Origin of the sequence: Providencia sp. PROV201, from assembly GCF_028479545.1 — a bacterium.
GTDB lineage: Bacteria > Pseudomonadota > Gammaproteobacteria > Enterobacterales > Enterobacteriaceae > Providencia > Providencia huaxiensis.
In genome coordinates this window covers 55,030-72,489 of sequence record NZ_JAMPNW010000017.1, presented here as the reverse complement: position 1 = coordinate 72,489, position 17,460 = coordinate 55,030, and the positions used below count along the sequence as shown (strand labels likewise).

General features: G+C 42.8%; 16 protein-coding genes and 1 riboswitch. Of the genes, 7 read left to right on the top strand and 9 right to left on the bottom strand.

The annotated features are described in order from the left end of the window. Positions 1–66: 66 nt before the first annotated feature. On the bottom strand, positions 67–870 hold the full coding sequence (gene ygiD / locus PR809_RS14340; protein ID WP_206276106.1) for a 4,5-DOPA dioxygenase extradiol: 804 nt from the start codon (positions 868–870) through the stop codon (positions 67–69). 237 nt (positions 871–1,107) lie between these two features. After that, a complete protein-coding gene (ribB, locus tag PR809_RS14335; RefSeq protein WP_102137836.1) occupies positions 1,108–1,761 on the bottom strand; it encodes a 3,4-dihydroxy-2-butanone-4-phosphate synthase in 654 nt (217 codons plus the stop codon). A gap of 158 nt (positions 1,762–1,919) precedes the next feature. After that, positions 1,920–2,071: riboswitch (FMN riboswitch) on the bottom strand. A gap of 258 nt (positions 2,072–2,329) precedes the next feature. Here ribB and ubiK point away from each other — a divergent pair. Next, positions 2,330–2,596, top strand: coding sequence for a ubiquinone biosynthesis accessory factor UbiK (gene ubiK / locus PR809_RS14330; protein ID WP_102137837.1), 267 nt, complete (start codon positions 2,330–2,332; stop codon positions 2,594–2,596). A 40-nt stretch (positions 2,597–2,636) separates the two neighbouring features. On the opposite strand, the gene PR809_RS14325 is transcribed toward ubiK, so the two are convergent. The 5 genes from PR809_RS14325 to PR809_RS14305 form a co-directional block, all read right to left on the bottom strand. Then, entirely contained in the window at positions 2,637–2,990 is a 354-nt protein-coding gene (locus tag PR809_RS14325; protein WP_206276105.1) for a type II toxin-antitoxin system HicB family antitoxin, read from the bottom strand. Further along, positions 2,983–3,261 carry a type II toxin-antitoxin system HicA family toxin gene (locus tag PR809_RS14320; RefSeq protein WP_206276104.1) on the bottom strand — a complete coding sequence of 93 codons (279 nt, stop codon included), beginning with the start codon at positions 3,259–3,261 and terminating at the stop codon, positions 2,983–2,985. Before PR809_RS14320 ends, PR809_RS14325 begins: the two co-directional genes overlap by 8 nt. 150 nt (positions 3,262–3,411) lie before the next feature. After that, positions 3,412–4,839 carry a bifunctional D-glycero-beta-D-manno-heptose-7-phosphate kinase/D-glycero-beta-D-manno-heptose 1-phosphate adenylyltransferase HldE gene (hldE, locus tag PR809_RS14315; protein ID WP_102137839.1) on the bottom strand — a complete coding sequence of 476 codons (1,428 nt, stop codon included), beginning with the start codon at positions 4,837–4,839 and terminating at the stop codon, positions 3,412–3,414. A gap of 91 nt (positions 4,840–4,930) precedes the next feature. Continuing rightward, positions 4,931–7,777 (bottom strand): bifunctional [glutamate--ammonia ligase]-adenylyl-L-tyrosine phosphorylase/[glutamate--ammonia-ligase] adenylyltransferase, encoded by a 2,847-nt coding sequence (glnE, locus tag PR809_RS14310; protein ID WP_166264409.1) that lies wholly within the window; start codon positions 7,775–7,777, stop codon positions 4,931–4,933. 12 nt (positions 7,778–7,789) lie between these two features. Then, positions 7,790–8,752 (bottom strand): CYTH domain-containing protein, encoded by a 963-nt coding sequence (locus PR809_RS14305; protein ID WP_166264407.1) that lies wholly within the window; start codon positions 8,750–8,752, stop codon positions 7,790–7,792. A gap of 280 nt (positions 8,753–9,032) precedes the next feature. Here PR809_RS14305 and PR809_RS14300 point away from each other — a divergent pair, with 280 nt between their 5' ends. Beyond that, positions 9,033–9,647 carry a TIGR04211 family SH3 domain-containing protein gene (locus tag PR809_RS14300; protein ID WP_102137842.1) on the top strand — a complete coding sequence of 205 codons (615 nt, stop codon included), beginning with the start codon at positions 9,033–9,035 and terminating at the stop codon, positions 9,645–9,647. A gap of 14 nt (positions 9,648–9,661) precedes the next feature. Continuing rightward, complete coding sequence (locus PR809_RS14295) at positions 9,662–10,891, top strand: multifunctional CCA addition/repair protein (RefSeq protein ID WP_206276103.1); 1,230 nt, start codon at positions 9,662–9,664, stop codon at positions 10,889–10,891. A gap of 39 nt (positions 10,892–10,930) precedes the next feature. On the opposite strand, the gene folB is transcribed toward PR809_RS14295, so the two are convergent. Continuing rightward, positions 10,931–11,290 (bottom strand): bifunctional dihydroneopterin aldolase/7,8-dihydroneopterin epimerase, encoded by a 360-nt coding sequence (gene folB, locus PR809_RS14290; RefSeq protein ID WP_102137844.1) that lies wholly within the window; start codon positions 11,288–11,290, stop codon positions 10,931–10,933. Positions 11,291–11,397: 107 nt separating this feature from the next. On the opposite strand from folB, the gene plsY reads away from it, so the two are divergent. After that, positions 11,398–12,054, top strand: a complete 657-nt coding sequence (gene plsY, locus PR809_RS14285) for a glycerol-3-phosphate 1-O-acyltransferase PlsY (RefSeq protein ID WP_125890346.1) — start codon at positions 11,398–11,400, stop codon at positions 12,052–12,054. A 277-nt stretch (positions 12,055–12,331) separates the two neighbouring features. Beyond that, complete coding sequence (locus tag PR809_RS14280) at positions 12,332–13,864, top strand: methyl-accepting chemotaxis protein (protein ID WP_102137845.1); 1,533 nt, start codon at positions 12,332–12,334, stop codon at positions 13,862–13,864. Positions 13,865–13,950: 86 nt separating this feature from the next. On the opposite strand, the gene tsaD is transcribed toward PR809_RS14280, so the two are convergent. After that, positions 13,951–14,970 carry a tRNA (adenosine(37)-N6)-threonylcarbamoyltransferase complex transferase subunit TsaD gene (tsaD, locus tag PR809_RS14275; protein WP_102137846.1) on the bottom strand — a complete coding sequence of 340 codons (1,020 nt, stop codon included), beginning with the start codon at positions 14,968–14,970 and terminating at the stop codon, positions 13,951–13,953. A 330-nt stretch (positions 14,971–15,300) separates the two neighbouring features. Between tsaD and rpsU the strand changes: the two genes are divergently transcribed. Both rpsU and dnaG read left to right on the top strand, forming a co-directional pair. Continuing rightward, positions 15,301–15,516: a 30S ribosomal protein S21 gene (rpsU, locus tag PR809_RS14270; protein WP_001144069.1), complete on the top strand. Its 216-nt coding sequence runs from the start codon at positions 15,301–15,303 to the stop codon at positions 15,514–15,516. Between the two features lie 170 nt (positions 15,517–15,686). Further along, on the top strand, positions 15,687–17,432 hold the full coding sequence (dnaG, locus tag PR809_RS14265; RefSeq protein WP_102137847.1) for a DNA primase: 1,746 nt from the start codon (positions 15,687–15,689) through the stop codon (positions 17,430–17,432). The last annotated feature ends 28 nt before the right edge of the window (positions 17,433–17,460 follow it).

Below are 17,460 nucleotides of genomic sequence, written 5' to 3'. Positions count from 1 at the left end.
AGCTCAGCCCAAAACATAGCAATATGATTTGGGCTTTTTTATCAATCAATTCCATAGAAGAAAAACTTATCCTACCTGAATAGACAGCATACTTAACGATGCCGACACAATTCCTTCAATCGGTGTACTGATCTCTTCTTGCCCATCCCAAGCCCCTAAAATAGGTAAAATAGGCAAGTAATGCTCTGGTGATGGGTTCGATAATTTCCCATCCTCCCGTTCTAATCCTTTAGTCAATGGATGAGGCACTTCATGACTTTGCAGATTATCATACACAAACTTTTCAAAAGATATTGCCCATGGATATGGCTCGGCATGAGAATTTTGCCAATTCATCGCCCGTAGATTATGTACAACATTGCCACTTCCCATAATTAGTACGCCTTCTTCTCTTAGAACCGATAACTTTTTTCCGAGATCATAGTGCCAAGTAGCAGGTTTACTACCATCGATACTCAGCTGGATCACAGGAATATCGGCTTCTGGATACATACGTACTAAAATTTCCCATGTACCGTGGTCTAATCCCCACTCTTGTTCATCAAGGTGAATGGGCTCAGGAGCTAATAATGATGCAACTTGCTGAGCTAATTCAGGAGAACCAGGGGCAGGATATTCGATTTGATACAAGGCTTCGGGGAAACCACCGAAATCATGAATCGTTTTTGGGTTTAACATCGAAGTCACAGCAGTGCCACGCGTATACCAGTGAGCTGAAATCACCAAAATTGCGCTTGGCCGAGGTAAGACTTTACCGAGTTTTTCCCACGCTTGAGTGTAAGGATTATCCTCAATCGCATTCATCGGGCTACCATGGCCAATAAAAATGGCAGGGATCTTATTTTTTACCACTGAAGTATTTACCGACATGATGATTAAACTCCAACTCAATTAGTTTCTCCCTACAGCATACGCTTTTCAGCAAAAAACACAGTGGGCTAATTATGAGTATGATCATCAAAAAAATTGAAAAGGCCACGAGGTGTGCAACTCAGTGGCCTTCAAGATATTCTATATGCTTAACGTACTATTAATAATTTAAATAACTTAGCTTATTAATATTTAAACTTATCAAAACCTCTATCTAGAGCTCTTCCTCTAAGAGGATCAGCTCGCTTTCTTTTCATGCTGCAAACGGTATTGCACTAAATCTTCAATCGTCACCACCGTCAAGCCATGCTGCTTACCAAATGCAGCGACTTCTGGAGTACGAGCCATAGAACCATCATCATTAGTCAACTCACACAACACACCGGCAGGTTTGAAACCCGCTAGAGTCGCAAGGTCGATAGATGCTTCAGTGTGGCCACGACGTGCTAATACCCCACCGTCACGCCCACGTAATGGGAAAACGTGGCCTGGGTGATTTAGGTCGGCAGGGACTGCGTTATCTGCAATTGCAGCACGAATAGTGGTGATACGATCCGCTGCGGAAACGCCCGTGGTAACCCCTTTCGCGGCCTCGATAGTTACCGTGAAACCCGTTTGGTTTTGGCTGGTGTTATTTTCCACCATCATCGGTAATTCGAGCAACTTACGACGCTCTTCAGTAATACAAAGACACACGATCCCACTGCTATAACGAATGGTAAATGCCATTTGCTCAGCGGTCATGGTTTCTGCTGCAAAAATTAGATCGCCTTCGTTCTCACGATCTTCATCATCGAGAACAAGAACACCTTTACCTTGGCGTAAAGCCTCGATAGCATTTTCAACACGTTCGATAGGATTACCGAATACAGAAAGTAGCGAATGATCCATGGTAAAAAACCTCTTAAATAGTTATTAACTAGTTACCAGAATCAAGGCAGTCTTAGGAATACGAGAAATGGTGAATATATAAATAGCCAATAAAAGGCATTTACCTATTCAGGTATGCAGAACACTATTGTGCGTAATAGCACAAATATGCAGATACAGTTAATTCTCTCCCATCCGGACTATAACCGTCGGCCCCAGATTCACACTGGGTCTGCTGACCTTTACCACAGAATGGTAAAGCGCTCGCGGGCTTCATGCGTGATGCATGTTTACCGCCGGTGGGGACTTTCACCCCGCCCTGAGATATACGCAATTAATATAGCGCCAATAATTCAAGTTCGCAACGATGATAATCAAAATTGGCGAACGACTCACACTTTTAGTCAAAAAACATGAATAAAAACTTAGAGTTATCAAGGTTAATTTTACTGCCACAGACGAATACCAAGCTTTTTTCATCACAGATAATACACCTAGGCCTTTTCGCTAACTAATTCGAGCTAGCACAAGGCGAAAAGAGGTATTACACTACGCTTAATTATATCTTGATTAACTGAAGGACCCGCGAATGCTCGATCCGAAAAAAATTGAACAAGTTGCCCGCCAAATTCAAGGCGCTTTACCGCAAGGCGTACGCGATTTAGGTGAAGATTTTGATAAAAAACTGCGTTCACTGTTACAATCACAACTCGGCAAATTAGACTTAGTCAGCCGTGAAGAATTTGATATTCAAACTCAAGTCTTGTTACGCACCCGCGAAAAATTAGCAAAAATGGAGCAACGTGTTAGCGCACTTGAAGCCCATTTAAATGTAGAAGAAAAAACGTCTGAGTAATTAAATTGAAAAAGTGACACCGACTAAGGCGTCACTTTTGTTATTTGATATTCAGCTCGCGTTCAAGCAATTGAACAATATACTGGTTTTTAGAAACATTATGCTCAGTTGTTACCGCATTTAAATGAGCCTCCAAGCGGCTTGGGTAACGCAGCGTAAATGACTTTACCGTTTCTTGTTCTTTGAACGGGTTAATCCCTTCTTCTTGGCAGCCTTCGATGTATTCCGCTAAAGATATTCGCGCTTCTTTTTTTAACCCTTCAATGCTATCAGAGACAAAATCACAGTAACCACTTACATCTAAAAACTTACCACGAAACGCTTTAATTTCAGCTTCATAGATAACAGATGCAGGATGGCCGTCTATCGTCATCACATTACTGCTTTTAATCATATTCCACCCCTATCGTATTTTCTAACCACTCACGTAACCCGTTCACCGCACCTTTATCCAGTGTATTCCCTGGATGGGGCTGATGTGTCAGGAACAAAGAACTTTGTAAAACAAACCTGCGACGTGAACCACTTCCATTCTTTATAGTGCCGCCTGAATGCTCAACTAAACTTGTTACATCGCCCCACTTGAGCCCTGATTTAGGTGGAATTGTGAGTATATCCACCATCGTTTTACGGTGCTTCGAATCCAGTTCCCTCATTTTTATCATCGTCTATTCCATGACGTCATATTGTGACGTTAAAATCTAAAACAAAAAAAATATGACGTCAATATTTGACGCCATATTGATTTTAGATAAATAAAAACCTCACTTGGCTTGAAGTTCCATAGTGAGGTTTTTTTAATAGCTAATAATAAATTAACTGGTTTTCATGATGTTCTTGATGATATTCGTTGTCGAGATACCATCTTCGAAGTTAAGGACTTTAACTTCGCCTCCAGCAGCCCACACTTCAGCACTGCCCGCGATCTCTTCAGGGCGGTAATCCCCCCCTTTAACTAAGATGTCTGGCAGAACTTCTGCGATTAAGCGTTGCGGAGTGTCTTCTTCAAAAGCAACGACCCAATCCACTGCCCCCAAAGCCCCTAGAACGGTCATACGCTGTTCTAATGGGTTAACTGGACGTGTTTCACCCTTTAAGCGGCGCGTCGATGCATCGCTATTGACCGCCACAATCAAGCGGTCGCCCAATTTACGCGCATTGGCTAAATACGACACATGCCCTGCATGGAGAATATCAAAACAACCATTCGTCATCACGACACGTTCACCGCGCTGCCTTGCATTCTCAACGGCTTGTTTTAATTCACTTTCAGTCATGACACCAAAACCAGTATCAGCGCGACCCCGGATCGCATTTTCCAATTCAATTGGCGAAACCGTAGAAGTCCCTAATTTACCAACCACCACGCCAGCTGCGGCATTGGCCAATGCGCAGGCTTCATGTAGTGGGCGACCAGAAGCAATAGACGCAGCCAATACGCCAATAACCGTATCCCCTGCCCCAGTCACATCAAACACTTCTTGTGCCTGAGTAGGTAAATGCAATGGGGCTTCATCACGGCGGATCAGGCTCATACCTTGCTCTGAACGCGTAATTAATAGTGCTTTAAGCTCCAATGAGTGAAGCAGCTTCATGCCTTTTTCTTCAACGTCTTGGTTGTTTTTACATGGCCCAACAATCGCTTCAAACTCAGACATATTTGGCGTCAATAATGTTGCCCCACGGTAGCGTTCGAAATTGTTTCCTTTCGGGTCAATCAAAACGGGAACATTGGCCTTGTTAGCGAGCGCTATCATTTTCTCAACATGCGTTAATGCACCTTTTGCATAGTCAGACAGCACTAGCGCGCCAATGTGTGGCAGTGCTTGTTCTATGCGCTCCAGTACGGGGGCAACATCCACGTTTTCAAAACCTTCTTCAAAATCAAGGCGAATAAGTTGCTGATTACGTGAAAGTACGCGTAATTTAGTAATCGTTGGATGAGTGGGAATAGCGACAAAATCACAACGCACCTGCACCGCATTTAAATTTTCAGTCAGTGCTTTTGCCGCGTCATCAATCCCAGTTAACCCAACAAGACGTGAATTTGCCCCTAACGAGGCAATGTTCATCGCGACGTTAGCCGCGCCACCGGGACGCTCTTCTACCATCGTGACTTTAACGACCGGAACAGGGGCTTCTGGCGAAATTCGGTTTGCAGGACCATGCCAATAACGGTCTAACATCACATCACCAACCACCAGCACACCGGCTTGTTTATAATCCGGGAGAGTTACTTTCATCCTGCACTCCAGTTTTAAAAGGAAATCTAATAATAATTAGCAACAATACTAGCATATTGCGCTGTTTAGCTAAATAAAATGCGTTTGTTCCTTATTCCTCAAGCCATTTTTGCCAACTCGCTAAAACTTGTTCACGTTGTTGAGTAAATTGGTTTATTTCAACACGGCTTGGCAATGATTGTAATGCTAAGTGATGGAGTTCATTACGCATCGTGACATACGCTTGAGTTAAAGCATTCGCCTCATCTTCAGGCATGAAACCATATTGCGCCATTAGCTCGAAAATACGCACATTATCAGACCAACGTGTTAACACATTATTTTCTGCGGCAAAACGCAAAACTAAGTATTGCGCGATAAATTCAATATCGGTGATCCCACCTGGATCCGCTTTTAAATCGAACTCATTAGCTTGATGGCTTCCTAGGTGCTGATGCATTTTCAACCGCATATCACGCACTTGTTGCTGCAAGGTGTGAGGGTCTCTTGGCATACACAACGTTTCGTGGCGAGTTTGTATAAATTTCCGTTGTAAATCCTCATCACCAAACACCATTCGAGCTCGAATGAGTGCTTGATGCTCCCATGTCCAAGCATCATTTTTTTGGTAGTCATCAAATGATTGTATTGTACTGACTAACATCCCTGACTCACCGGAAGGCCTGAGTCGCGCATCAACTTCATACAACACACCAGAAGGGGTTCGAGTACTAAACAAATGGATAATGCGTTGAGCAACACGCAAGTAAAATTGGCGTGCATCAATGGAACGTTCGCCGTTGGTGACGACATCTAAAGGGCAATCGAAAAGAAAAACGAGGTCTAAATCAGAACCATAGCCCAATTCCCAGCCACCTAGTTTTCCATAACCTAATACCGCAAACCCATATTGTTTTTTGTCACTTTGCTCGAGATGCGCTGGCTCACCATAGCGTTTTACCATTTTTTGCCACGCTTGGTGTACCACTGCATCAATAATTGCTTCCGCAAGGTAAGTCAGATGATCACTGACTTTCATTACCGGTAAAACACCTGAAATATCTTCAGCAGCGATGCGTAATAATTGAGCCTGTTTGAATTGACGTAATGCTTCAAGTTGTTGTTCTTCGTCATCTTCAGGAACGCGCATTAAATATTGGCGTAACTCGTCACGGTAGGCCGCTAGTGGCAAAGGCTGGTATAAGGATTGAGGGTCGAGCAATTCATCAAGCAACAATGGGTGGCGCGCTAACTGCTCCGCTATCATGGGTGAAGCCGCACATAAACGAATAACGTGCGTCAAAACCTCATCAAATTCAAGCATTAACTCTAGGTAAGTTGTACGGCTAACAATGCTCAATAACAGTGGTGTGATGCGCTCAATGACTTGGCCTGCATCATCACGTTCACCGACTTTAGCCAATAATTTAGGCATTAATTCATCAAGAACATCCCGTCCACGAGGGCCAATGGTGCGTTTATTGAGATCATGGCGAAACATCACTATGCCGTGAATAATGCGTTGTGCAATATCTTCATTTTTAGAGGGCAAATAGGCGGCTAATTCTTCTTTCGATAATTCACTTTGCCACAGTGTGATATAAATTTCATCGAATGCATCGGTATTCTCAGTGTCATCTTCCTGGCCTATTTGCTCAGTGAATATTTGATGTACTGCCGCCATTTTCTGGCTCAAAAGTTGGTAAAACTCAGGCCAATCCGCAAACCCCATTCCCCACGCTAAGCGCGTTTGGTTTAAAGTATCTTCAGGGAGTGTTTGTGTCTGTTGGTCATCGATACTTTGCAGTAAGTTTTCGACTCTACGCAAGAAAAGGTAGCCATCTTGCAGGATATCAACTTGATCTTCAGTTAATAATGCAAGTTCTCGGATCCCTTGTAATGTTGAAAATAAGGATTGCGACTGTAAAACAGGTTCTCGCCCCCCTCGAATAAGTTGGAAAACCTGTGAAACAAATTCAACTTCGCGGATCCCTCCAGCGCCTAATTTGATGTTATTGACCAAACCACGACGCCGAACCTCTCGCTCAATCATATTTTTCATATTACGTAAGGATTGGATCACGCTAAAGTCGATATAGCGACGATAGACGAAAGGACGCAAAAGTTTTCGCAAACACGCCTCATAATGCAGGCTATCAGCCCCCATAATACGGGCTTTAACCATCGCATAGCGTTCCCAATCTCGCCCTTGTTCTTGGTAATAATCTTCTAGCGCAGAAAAACTAAAAACCAGCGGGCCGCTATCTCCAAATGGCCGTAAACGCATATCGACCCGATAAACAAAACCATACTCCGTCACTTGATCGAGTACGCGGATCAATTTTTGCCCTAAACGCGTAAAAAATTGTGCATTATCTAACTCTTTCCGGCCACCTTGGGTAACCCCATTTTCTGGATAAGCAAAAATCAGGTCAATATCTGAAGAAAAATTGAGCTCTCTGCCCCCTAACTTTCCCATCCCTAAAACCAATAGTGGCTGCGGTTTTCCTTCTGCGTTACAAGGGGTTCCCCATGACTGACTATATTCTTGATACAACCAGTCTCGCGCCGCAACAACCAAGGTCTCCGCCAATATACTGAGCTGATAAATCGTTTCTTCTTGCGTGCTTATTTCTAACACTTGCATCCATGCGCAGCGCACTAATATATAGTGGCGAAAGATGCGCAATACTCGCATCAAATGTTCTTCATGACTAACTGACGACAATTCTTGTGATAACCATGATGCATAACTTTTCCATTCATCCGCTTTCGGTGGCTGAGAACGAATTTCAAGTAAAAACTGTGAATGCGCGAGTACTTTCTTGAATGCAAAATCGCTGAAAGACAGCACCTGAATTTCTTGTTCGCTTAACGGCAGTAACTCGTGAGCCTGTTCCGTTATTCGGCTTAAAACGCGTTCACCTTGGCTTTGTAATAACTCAGGAAAAGCATGCATATTATCAATACCTTAATGGGCTTCTTGATAGGTTAAAGCACTTAACCACTGGATAAAGGCTAATTTACACTTTAACCACTGACTGCTATAGCAAAAATCCTCCGCACTGATGGTTTCATCGGCAATATCTGAACGTAATTGTTCCAGTGGCGTGTCATGGATAAAGTGAGGCACTGAATTTTGGTAATGCACTAAAAATGCCTGAACAAAACGTAAAAACTCACTGAAGCCTTGGCGTGCATTGCTGCTATTTGCTAACCAGTAGTCTTCATGCTGCTGGCAAAGTAATTGCATGTGCATTAATGACTTTTCTAAGGGTTGCTCTTCATAGTCAAACACCGAGTCAGGGCGAGCTAATGGCTCTTTTGACGGTGATAGCAATGAATATCCACGTGCAGCTTTGCTAAGTGATGACAGGTGCAGACCATCAATATCTGCAAATTTCTTTGCTAAATTGAGCACATCAGCAATAAAACCTTTTTTGAGTTCTAATTCAAACTCTTGAATAGGCAAATCCTTTGAACCTGCGGATATCTCACCTTGGTCGAAAACGACTTCTATTTCGCTATCTTCAAACGTGACTAACCATTTTTCACGCGTAAAATTCGTGCTGAAAAGGATATTTAATTCAGACTTAAGCTGTGAAATGTCAGTTCCTTCGGGCCAAATTTCAGCGGGTAATGCCGCTAAATCAAGCTCTGGCGAATCTATGTCAACGTTATATTCAGGCCGTTGATGCAAACCACCTACCGCCTGTCCTGCCGTTTTCATTGTCATTTCATAGCGGCCATCACAACCTCGGATACGTAAGCCCATATCCCACTGACGTAACTGCTTATTTGCCGTATCAAAGTAGATATTGGTTAACTTCGTCGGCTCACTGTATTGGTGAGACAATGTCGATAGACACTGTCGTACAGCCTCTATTGCGGAACTCTTAGCAGCAAGTTTGAGTTCAACCTCTACGTGGCTCATACATATCCTTATTTAATTATTTCACTTCACTCATATTACCCCAATCGAGCTAAGCTGAGAAAAGAAACTGTGCGATAAACAAAAATTCTACCTGTCATATTTCTTTCAGTGAGTTATATTAAAAACAAAGTAAAAACAAGGGTAATTTAGACAGTTAGGATAGTTCTCATTCTCCTTTAGACGGTAGAGACATCTGCGTTTAGGATTTGCACCCTCGCGTTTTACTCATTAGTATTCAAATAATATAAAACTCATTCACCATCAAAAGACTGTAAATACCATGCGAAAAATTCCATTATTATTAATTTCAATCATGGGGCTAGGCCTTTCCTTAAATTCACATGCAGCAGAAAAACGTTATGTATCAGATGATTTATCCACATACGTTCATAGTGGACCTGGCACAAAATATCGTATTGTAGGTACGCTCAATGCCGGGGAAGCGGTTGAACTGCTCTCCACAGATAACAAATTTGCACAAGTTCGCGATGAAAAAGGCAGAACGGTCTGGTTACCCGTTGAGCAACTCAGTAATACACCAAGTATGAAAACTCGCATTCCAGAACTTGAAGCTGAAAACCAAAAACTACGTCAACAGCTCGACAATATTGATAGCACGTGGAATACACGAACTGCAGATATGCAGCAAAAAGTCGCTGATAATGACAATATCGTCAGCCAACTAAAAGCTGAAAATGAAAAATTAAAAAATGAGTTGATCAAATCCGGCAAAAAACTAGAAATTGCTGAGGTCAACTTAGATGATCGCCGTCGTGAATTGATTTTACAATGGTTTATGTATGGTGGTGGCGTCGCTGGTGTTGGCTTAATTTTAGGTTTGATTTTACCGCACATTATTCCACGTCGTAAAAAACGTAATGATGGTTGGATGTAATTGAGGCCATTCAAATGAAAGTCTATCTCGTGGGGGGGGCTGTACGTGACCAACTTCTTGGTCTACCTATTTCAGATAGGGACTACGTGGTGGTTGGCACAACACCCGAGGCAATGCTATCTCAAGGTTTTCAACAAGTCGGAAAGGATTTTCCTGTTTTCCTACATCCAAAAACCCATGAAGAATACGCTTTAGCCCGAACAGAACGTAAAACTGGCGCGGGCTATACTGGCTTTAGCTGCTATAGCGCTCCCGATGTCACCATTGAAGATGATCTACTACGTCGCGATCTAACAATTAACGCGATAGCACAAAGTGGATCAGGCGAAATTGTTGACCCATTCCAAGGCGTAAAAGATCTCAACAACCGTATTTTACGTCATGTTTCTGACGCATTTTCTGAAGATCCTTTACGGGTCTTACGGGTTGCGCGATTTGCCGCTCGCTACTTTGAACAAGGTTTTACGATTGCGCCTGAAACATTGGCATTAATGCAAAAAATGGCCGTAACAGGGGAATTATCTCACCTCACCGCCGAGCGCGTTTGGACAGAAACCGAAAAAGCACTGAAATCAAACTCCCCACAGATTTATTTTGACGTTTTACGCCAATGTGGTGCTTTAGCCGTTCTTTTTCCTGAAGTTGATGCACTATTTGGTGTCCCAGCCCCTGAAAAATGGCACCCAGAGATTGATACTGGCATTCACACCCTAATGGTAATGAAAGTGGTTACCGAGCTATCTAACAGTGTGGATATTCGCTTTGCTGCCTTATGCCATGATTTAGGTAAAGCGCTGACACCACCGGATGTTTGGCCAAGTCACCCAAACCACGGTGAAGCAGGTATCCCATTAATAGAAGCACTCTGCGCAAGATTAAAAGTGCCAACTACCGCTCGGGACTTAGCCCGTCTAGCGGCTCGCTATCATGATAAAATCCATATTATCAATAAATTACCTGCTAATGAGCTCATTGCGATTTTTGATGGGCTTGATAGCTGGCGTAAACCAGAACGTATAGAACAACTCAGTTTAATCAGCGAGGCGGATGCAAGAGGTCGATTAGGCCTTGAACAACAAGCCTATCCACAAGGACGGTACTTCAGGCAAGCTTTTTCCATTGCACAATCCGTTGAAGTAAAACCAATTATTGAACAAGGCTTTCAAGGCCCTGAAATCCGTCAAGAACTTACGCGACAACGTATTGAAGCCGTTGCAGGTTGGCAGCAACAACAAATCATCTAACACTCATAAAGCTGGCGGCTGAACACCGCCAGTCATCATTTAAGCGCTTTTCACACCTCTTTCGATAACAACCCCAACCTGCTTGGCTCGCGCCACGGCTCCCGGCTTAGCGACCTTAATACGAACCCATGGGCTAGCAAATTGTGTCATCAATAATTGTGCAACTTCTTCAGCAACACGTTCTACTAACCCAAACTTGTTATTCCCTACATGAGCGAGGATAGCCTGACTAACCTTGGCATAATCTAGGCAATATTCTACATTATCGCTCATAGACGCGCGTTTGTTATCCCATCCCATTTCGATATCGAGCACGAGTTTCTGTTCAATATCTTGTTCCCAGTCATATACACCAATCGTGGTGATGACTGATAATTGCTCAATAAATACGATATCCATCACGTCATTTTCTCATTTATGTACTGAATTGATACCACTTCAGCAAAAATATGCGTATTATCCAAGACTGAAGTGAATTTATGGCCTTAACCGTTTTGGAGTTAGCTATGAGTGCAACCGCGCTTGGCATGATAATCTTCGCCTATCTTTGCGGCTCAGTTTCGAGTGCGATACTGATCTGCCGTTTGGCGAGACTACCCGACCCCCGTCAACACGGCTCTGGTAACCCTGGTGCAACTAACGTATTGCGTGTAGGCGGTAAAGCCGCCGCTGCCGGGGTACTCATTTGTGACGTATTAAAAGGGATGATACCCGTTTGGCTTGCTTATTATTTAAATGTGCAGCCATTCTATCTTGGCTTTGTTGCAATTGCAGCCTGTCTTGGGCATATATATCCCATTTTCTTTCGTTTCAAAGGCGGAAAAGGTGTAGCAACTGCATTTGGCTCAATTGCCGCTATTGGTTGGGATCTTTCTGGTTTAGTCGCAGGGACATGGTTACTTACAGTATTGCTTAGTGGTTATTCATCACTCGGCGCGATTGTCAGTGCCTTACTTGCTCCCTTTTATGTTTGGTGGTTTAAACCTGAATTCACCTTCCCTGTTGCCATGTTGTCTTGTTTAGTGTTAGTCCGCCATCACGGTAATATACAACGCCTTTGGCGCGGCCAAGAAAGCCGTATTTGGCAAAAACTGAAAAACAAAAAACAAAAAACCAATAAAGAAATAGCCCAAGAAGCCAAAGAGCAAGAACAAGATGACTGATCGTTACATTTGATTTTTCCCTAAGAAGAGCTGATTTCAGCTCTTTTTTTATGCTATTTTGCCTTGTTTAAAATTTCCCAAAAAAGCCCATCAATAACAACAGCGCGATATCCCTCCTTAAAACTGTACTGGTAGCAATTTGTGCTGCGTTACATTTTAGCCATAACTAGCGCACACTTTTAAAGAAAAGTTAAATTATTGCAAAATTATTACTAAGGAATATTTAAAAGCTGTCGACTATATAAAAGGAAAATTAAACAATAATAATGGTATTGTAATGAGCAGAACCCCTTATATCACTCAAAATGAATATGTGTTAGATGAAAATATCACATTGATGACAACTAGCGATCTGCAAGGAAACATTGTTCACGCTAATGATTTCTTTGTCCAAGTTAGTGGTTATGAATTAGATGAGTTATTAACACGTCCGCACAATATTATCCGCCATCCAGATATGCCCAAAGAAGCTTTTGCCGACATGTGGGCAACACTTAAAAAAGGAGAACCTTGGACTGGTATTGTAAAAAACCGTCGGAAAAATGGTGACCATTACTGGGTTAGAGCCAATATCATCCCAGTGGAACGCAAAGGTGTCATTACGGGCTATATGTCCATTCGAACCCGTGCAACACGCCAAGAAATTGCGACAGTAGAACCGCTCTATACCGCAATGAATGAAAATAGAAGTAAACGAAAAATTTTTAAGGGAATTGTACTTTCTAAAAAAATACCGTTTCACTTTTCTATATGTTCAACACGCTGGCGTATCCGACTCGTCATGAGCCTGTTGTTTATTCTTTGGCTCATCATGGCAAGCGTTGTTTTGCAACCAATCGGATCCCTTTTAATCATGAGCATCTGCACATTTATCACATTACTGGTCGGTAATGTGATATTTGAAAAAATGCTCGCCACACCATTGGAAAACATCACCCAACAAGCACTTGGTATTGCACGAGGAAATCAACATAGCGTTAACCATATGCAACGTACAGATGAAATTGGCTTAGTATTACGCGCTATAGGGCAACTTGGACTGGTTTGCCGCTGGCTAATCAAAGATGTCTCCGAACAAGTTGATAACGTCCGCAAAGGCAGTGAATCTTTAGTCTCCGATTGTGGTGAATTAGAAACGCATACTCAGCAAACCGTCGGTTATATGCAACAAACCGTTGCGACCATGAACCAAATGGCTGTTTCTGTAAAAATGAATGCCGATAATACAATCCAAGTTGATCAGCTTTCTAATACCACTAGCGAAACCGCAGTAAATGGCGGTGCAATGATGGAAGCTGTTGTCGATACCATGAATGAGATTGTTAATAGTACCAGCAAAATCAATTCCATTACGGATGTGATTAAAGACATCGCATTTCAAACTAATATACTCGCGTTAAATGCCGCTGTAGAAGCCGCTCGTGCAGGTGAGCAAGGCAAAGGCTTTGCTGTTGTCGCAAATGAAGTACGCAGCCTCGCAAGCCGTAGTGCAAGCGCAGTTAATGATATTCGCGAATTAATTAATGATTGCGAAAAGAAAGTCAATTCAGGGAAAAATCAAGTAAATACGGCAGGGGACACCATGAAGGAGATTGTTGACCAAATACAGAATGTCACGCAATTGATTACCCATATTAGCCAAGCAACCTCTGAACAAGCAGCTGGGATCGCCGATATTACCCAAGCGGTAAGTGAGCTCGAAACCATCACACAACAAAGCACATTACTGGTAGAGCAAAGTACAGAGACATCAAATATGGTAAAAGCTCGTTCAAGCAGGCTTGAAGATGCGGTCGTTGTCTTACACTAATCGTTGTTTTACATTAATATTTAGTTGAAAAGTAAAAGGGCTGTCACCCAGCCCTTTTTATCAAAAACATAAACTCATCAGCGATGTTATTTTTCTAACGGTGGCAATTCCGCCAGTGGCCAGCGCGGGCGAACTGTTACACCAAGCCCTGTCGTTGACCCACCTTTAAGGCGAATAAGCCCCGCTAAAGCAATCATCGCGCCGTTATCCGTACAGAATTCAGGGCGCGCATAAAAAACTTCACCGCCGCGCTGTTTAAGAACGTCTTCCATTTTAGCTCTGAGTGCGCGGTTAGCACTAACGCCCCCCGCCATCACTAAGCGTTTAAACCCTGTTTGTTCTAAAGCGCGTTTGCATTTAATTGCTAGAGTATCTACCACGGCATCTTCAAAGGCTCTCGCAATATCTGCTCGGGTTTGGTCGTCATCCGCATTTTCACGAATGGTATTGGCTGCAAAGGTTTTTAACCCTGAGAAGCTAAAATCAAGCCCTGGCCTGTCTGTCATTGGGCGAGGAAAAACAAAACGGCCCGCAGTACCCTGCTGCGCCATGCGAGATAGCACAGGGCCGCCAGGGTAGTCTAAACCTAATAATTTCGCTGTTTTATCAAACGCTTCACCTGCCGCGTCATCGATGGATTCGCCAAGTAGCTCATACTCACCAATTCCCGTCACACTGATAAGCTGGGTATGCCCACCAGAAACCAGTAATGCAACGAAAGGAAATTCAGGGCTTTTCTCTTCTAACATTGGAGCCAATAAATGGCCTTCCATGTGATGAACCGCCACGGCTGGAACATTCCATGCAAAAGCTAATGAACGCCCAACGGTTGCACCTACCATTAAAGCCCCTACCAAACCTGGGCCCGCAGTATAAGCGACAGCGTCGATATCTTGGCTTGTTAAATTAGCTTCTTTCAGCGCGGCTTGAATTAACGGCACTGTTTTGCGAATATGATCGCGCGAAGCCAATTCAGGCACGACACCACCGTAATCTGCATGAACTTTAATTTGGCTGTATAATTGATTGGCTAATAAGCCACGCTCATCATCATAAATTGCGATACCCGTCTCATCGCAAGAGGTTTCGATACCTAAAACACGCATTGCACTACCCTTGTTTATTGCATAACCGCAAGTCTATCACTATTTTCGCGCAATCGCGTAATTAATGTTGGTAAAAGGCTGACTTTCCTGACTGTATAGTCTATAATCAGTCCCCTGTAATAAAAAATTTCGTGTGGCTAATTCTCATTATTATCTGGTTTTGTTTGCTTTTTCATCGAATGAACTGCAAATCAGGTAATCTTGTGTGATTCAATTTTATACGGCACTTTACAAACCCGTACTCATTGAAGTAAAATTCCGCACCATTTTAAATGAAGGCTGGTGAATCAGTACCAGCAACAAACCGATTTCTATTGAGGTGAGAGGCACATGCCGGTAATTAAAGTACGTGAAAACGAGCCATTCGACGTTGCACTGCGTCGTTTCAAACGTTCCTGTGAAAAAGCAGGTGTTTTAGCTGAAGTTCGTCGTCGTGAATTCTATGAAAAACCAACGACTGAACGTAAACGCGCTAAAGCATCAGCTGTAAAGCGTCACGCTAAGAAACTGGCTCGCGAAAACGCACGCCGTACTCGTCTGTACTAGTTGTTTGCAGTGAAAACTGCATTCATTACAGACGATAGCTAATACAAAACGTTGGTTTCTCTCGTAGTCACTTAGTTTTTGTAGTAGTAAATAGCTAAGCAGTTAAAGGCCGTGCTTTCCTCAAGGAAGCGCGGCTTATTATCGTTCATCAACAGGCGAAAAAGAGGCTTATGGCTGGACGAATTCCGCGTTCATTTATCAATGACTTGTTAGCAAGAACTGACATCATTGATTTAGTAGATGCAAAAGTCCCATTAAAAAAACAGGGTAAAAACCATCACGCTTGTTGTCCGTTCCATAATGAAAAAACACCTTCTTTTACCGTAAACGGTGAAAGACAATTTTATTACTGTTTTGGTTGTGGTGCTCACGGCAACGCTATCGATTTTTTGATGAATTATGACAAACTCGATTTTGTCGAAGCTATTGAAGAATTATCTGCACTGCATGGCCTTGATGTCCCTTATGAAAAAGGAACGGGTTCAAGCCAAATAGAACTTCATCAACGGCAAAATTTATATCAGTTGATGGAAAAAATTAATCAATTTTACTGTGCTGCCTTAAGTCATTCTTCGGCTAATAAAGCGAAAGATTATTTAAGCCAACGTGGTTTAAGCGCTGAAATTATTGAGCATTTTTCGATTGGTTTCGCCCCTGCGGGCTGGGACAATTTACTCAAAAAATTCGCTGTAAACCCAGAAAGTCGCAAACAGCTTGATGATGCAGGCATGTTAGTGACAAATGATAATGGCCGAATCTATGACCGTTTTAGAGAGCGTGTCATGTTCCCAATTCGGGATAGACGCGGTCGTGTAATTGCCTTCGGTGGGCGTGTGTTAGGGGATGCCCTTCCCAAATACTTAAACTCTCCCGAAACTGATATTTTCCATAAAGGTCGTCAATTATTTGGCCTCTATGAAGCAACACAAAATAGTAGTGAATTAGCGAAGTTACTCGTAGTTGAAGGCTATATGGACGTTGTTGCTCTCGCTCAGTATGACATCCGCTATGCGGTTGCCTCACTTGGCACATCAACAACCTCTGAACATATTCAGCTACTTTATCGTTCAACAGATACAGTTATTTGTTGTTATGATGGCGACCGCGCTGGCCGAGAAGCGGCTTGGCGGGCACTGGAAACAGCACTTCCCTATCTAACGGATGGTCGCCAGCTGCGCTTTATGTTTTTACCCGATGGTGAAGACCCTGATTCATTAGTGCGTAAAGAAGGCAAAGAGACTTTTGAGCAACGCATGAAAGATGCTCAAACCCTTTCCGCCTTTTTATTTGATTCACTTGTGCCTCAGGTAGATTTAAAAACGCAAGAAGGGAAAGCAAAATTTAGTAAACTGGCTATCCCTTTGATTAAACAAATACCTGGTGAAACGCTGCGCCTTTATATGGCACAAGAGCTAGGAAATTTTATTGGTATACCGGATATTTCTCAAGTTCTTGCTATGATTGATAGAGAGAGCACAGAACAAGTTAACTATCAGGCGCCCAAATTAAAACCAACCACAATGCGAATACTTATCGCGCTGTTGGTACAGAATCCGAACTTTTCGGAGCTTGTTCCCTCATTAGAGGGGATCGCCCATATTCAAATGCCGGGGCTTTCTCTATTTCAGGAATTGGTTGATGTTTGCCGTTCCACCCCCGGAATGTCAACTGGGCAGTTGCTAGAGCGTTATCGTGATAATAAATTTTCGAAACAGCTTGAAAAACTAGCAACGTGGAACGATATAGAAATAGAGGAGATAGCGGAAAATACCTTTATAGATGCGTTAAACCATCTATTTAATAGCGCACTCGACGAACGTTTTGACTATTTGATAGCAAAAGAACGAACTGAAGGGCTGACCCCAGAAGAGCGCGAAGAAGTCCGCTTAATCACTCTTTCAAGAGTGAAAACATAATCTAACCCAAAACAGAATTAATATTTTA

Excerpts from the sequence above, each read along its gene's own strand:
- ygiD (WP_206276106.1), bottom strand. The coding sequence starts at position 870 with ATGTCGGTAAATACTTCAGTGGTAAAAAATAAGATCCCTGCCATTTTT.
- ribB (WP_102137836.1), bottom strand. The coding sequence starts at position 1,761 with ATGGATCATTCGCTACTTTCTGTATTCGGTAATCCTATCGAACGTGTT.
- ubiK (WP_102137837.1), top strand. The coding sequence starts at position 2,330 with ATGCTCGATCCGAAAAAAATTGAACAAGTTGCCCGCCAAATTCAAGGC.
- PR809_RS14325 (WP_206276105.1), bottom strand. The coding sequence starts at position 2,990 with ATGATTAAAAGCAGTAATGTGATGACGATAGACGGCCATCCTGCATCT.
- PR809_RS14320 (WP_206276104.1), bottom strand. The coding sequence starts at position 3,261 with ATGATAAAAATGAGGGAACTGGATTCGAAGCACCGTAAAACGATGGTG.
- hldE (WP_102137839.1), bottom strand. The coding sequence starts at position 4,839 with ATGAAAGTAACTCTCCCGGATTATAAACAAGCCGGTGTGCTGGTGGTT.
- glnE (WP_166264409.1), bottom strand. The coding sequence starts at position 7,777 with ATGCATGCTTTTCCTGAGTTATTACAAAGCCAAGGTGAACGCGTTTTA.
- PR809_RS14305 (WP_166264407.1), bottom strand. The coding sequence starts at position 8,752 with ATGAGCCACGTAGAGGTTGAACTCAAACTTGCTGCTAAGAGTTCCGCA.
- PR809_RS14300 (WP_102137842.1), top strand. The coding sequence starts at position 9,033 with ATGCGAAAAATTCCATTATTATTAATTTCAATCATGGGGCTAGGCCTT.
- PR809_RS14295 (WP_206276103.1), top strand. The coding sequence starts at position 9,662 with ATGAAAGTCTATCTCGTGGGGGGGGCTGTACGTGACCAACTTCTTGGT.
- folB (WP_102137844.1), bottom strand. The coding sequence starts at position 11,290 with ATGGATATCGTATTTATTGAGCAATTATCAGTCATCACCACGATTGGT.
- plsY (WP_125890346.1), top strand. The coding sequence starts at position 11,398 with ATGAGTGCAACCGCGCTTGGCATGATAATCTTCGCCTATCTTTGCGGC.
- PR809_RS14280 (WP_102137845.1), top strand. The coding sequence starts at position 12,332 with ATGAGCAGAACCCCTTATATCACTCAAAATGAATATGTGTTAGATGAA.
- tsaD (WP_102137846.1), bottom strand. The coding sequence starts at position 14,970 with ATGCGTGTTTTAGGTATCGAAACCTCTTGCGATGAGACGGGTATCGCA.
- rpsU (WP_001144069.1), top strand. The coding sequence starts at position 15,301 with ATGCCGGTAATTAAAGTACGTGAAAACGAGCCATTCGACGTTGCACTG.
- dnaG (WP_102137847.1), top strand. The coding sequence starts at position 15,687 with ATGGCTGGACGAATTCCGCGTTCATTTATCAATGACTTGTTAGCAAGA.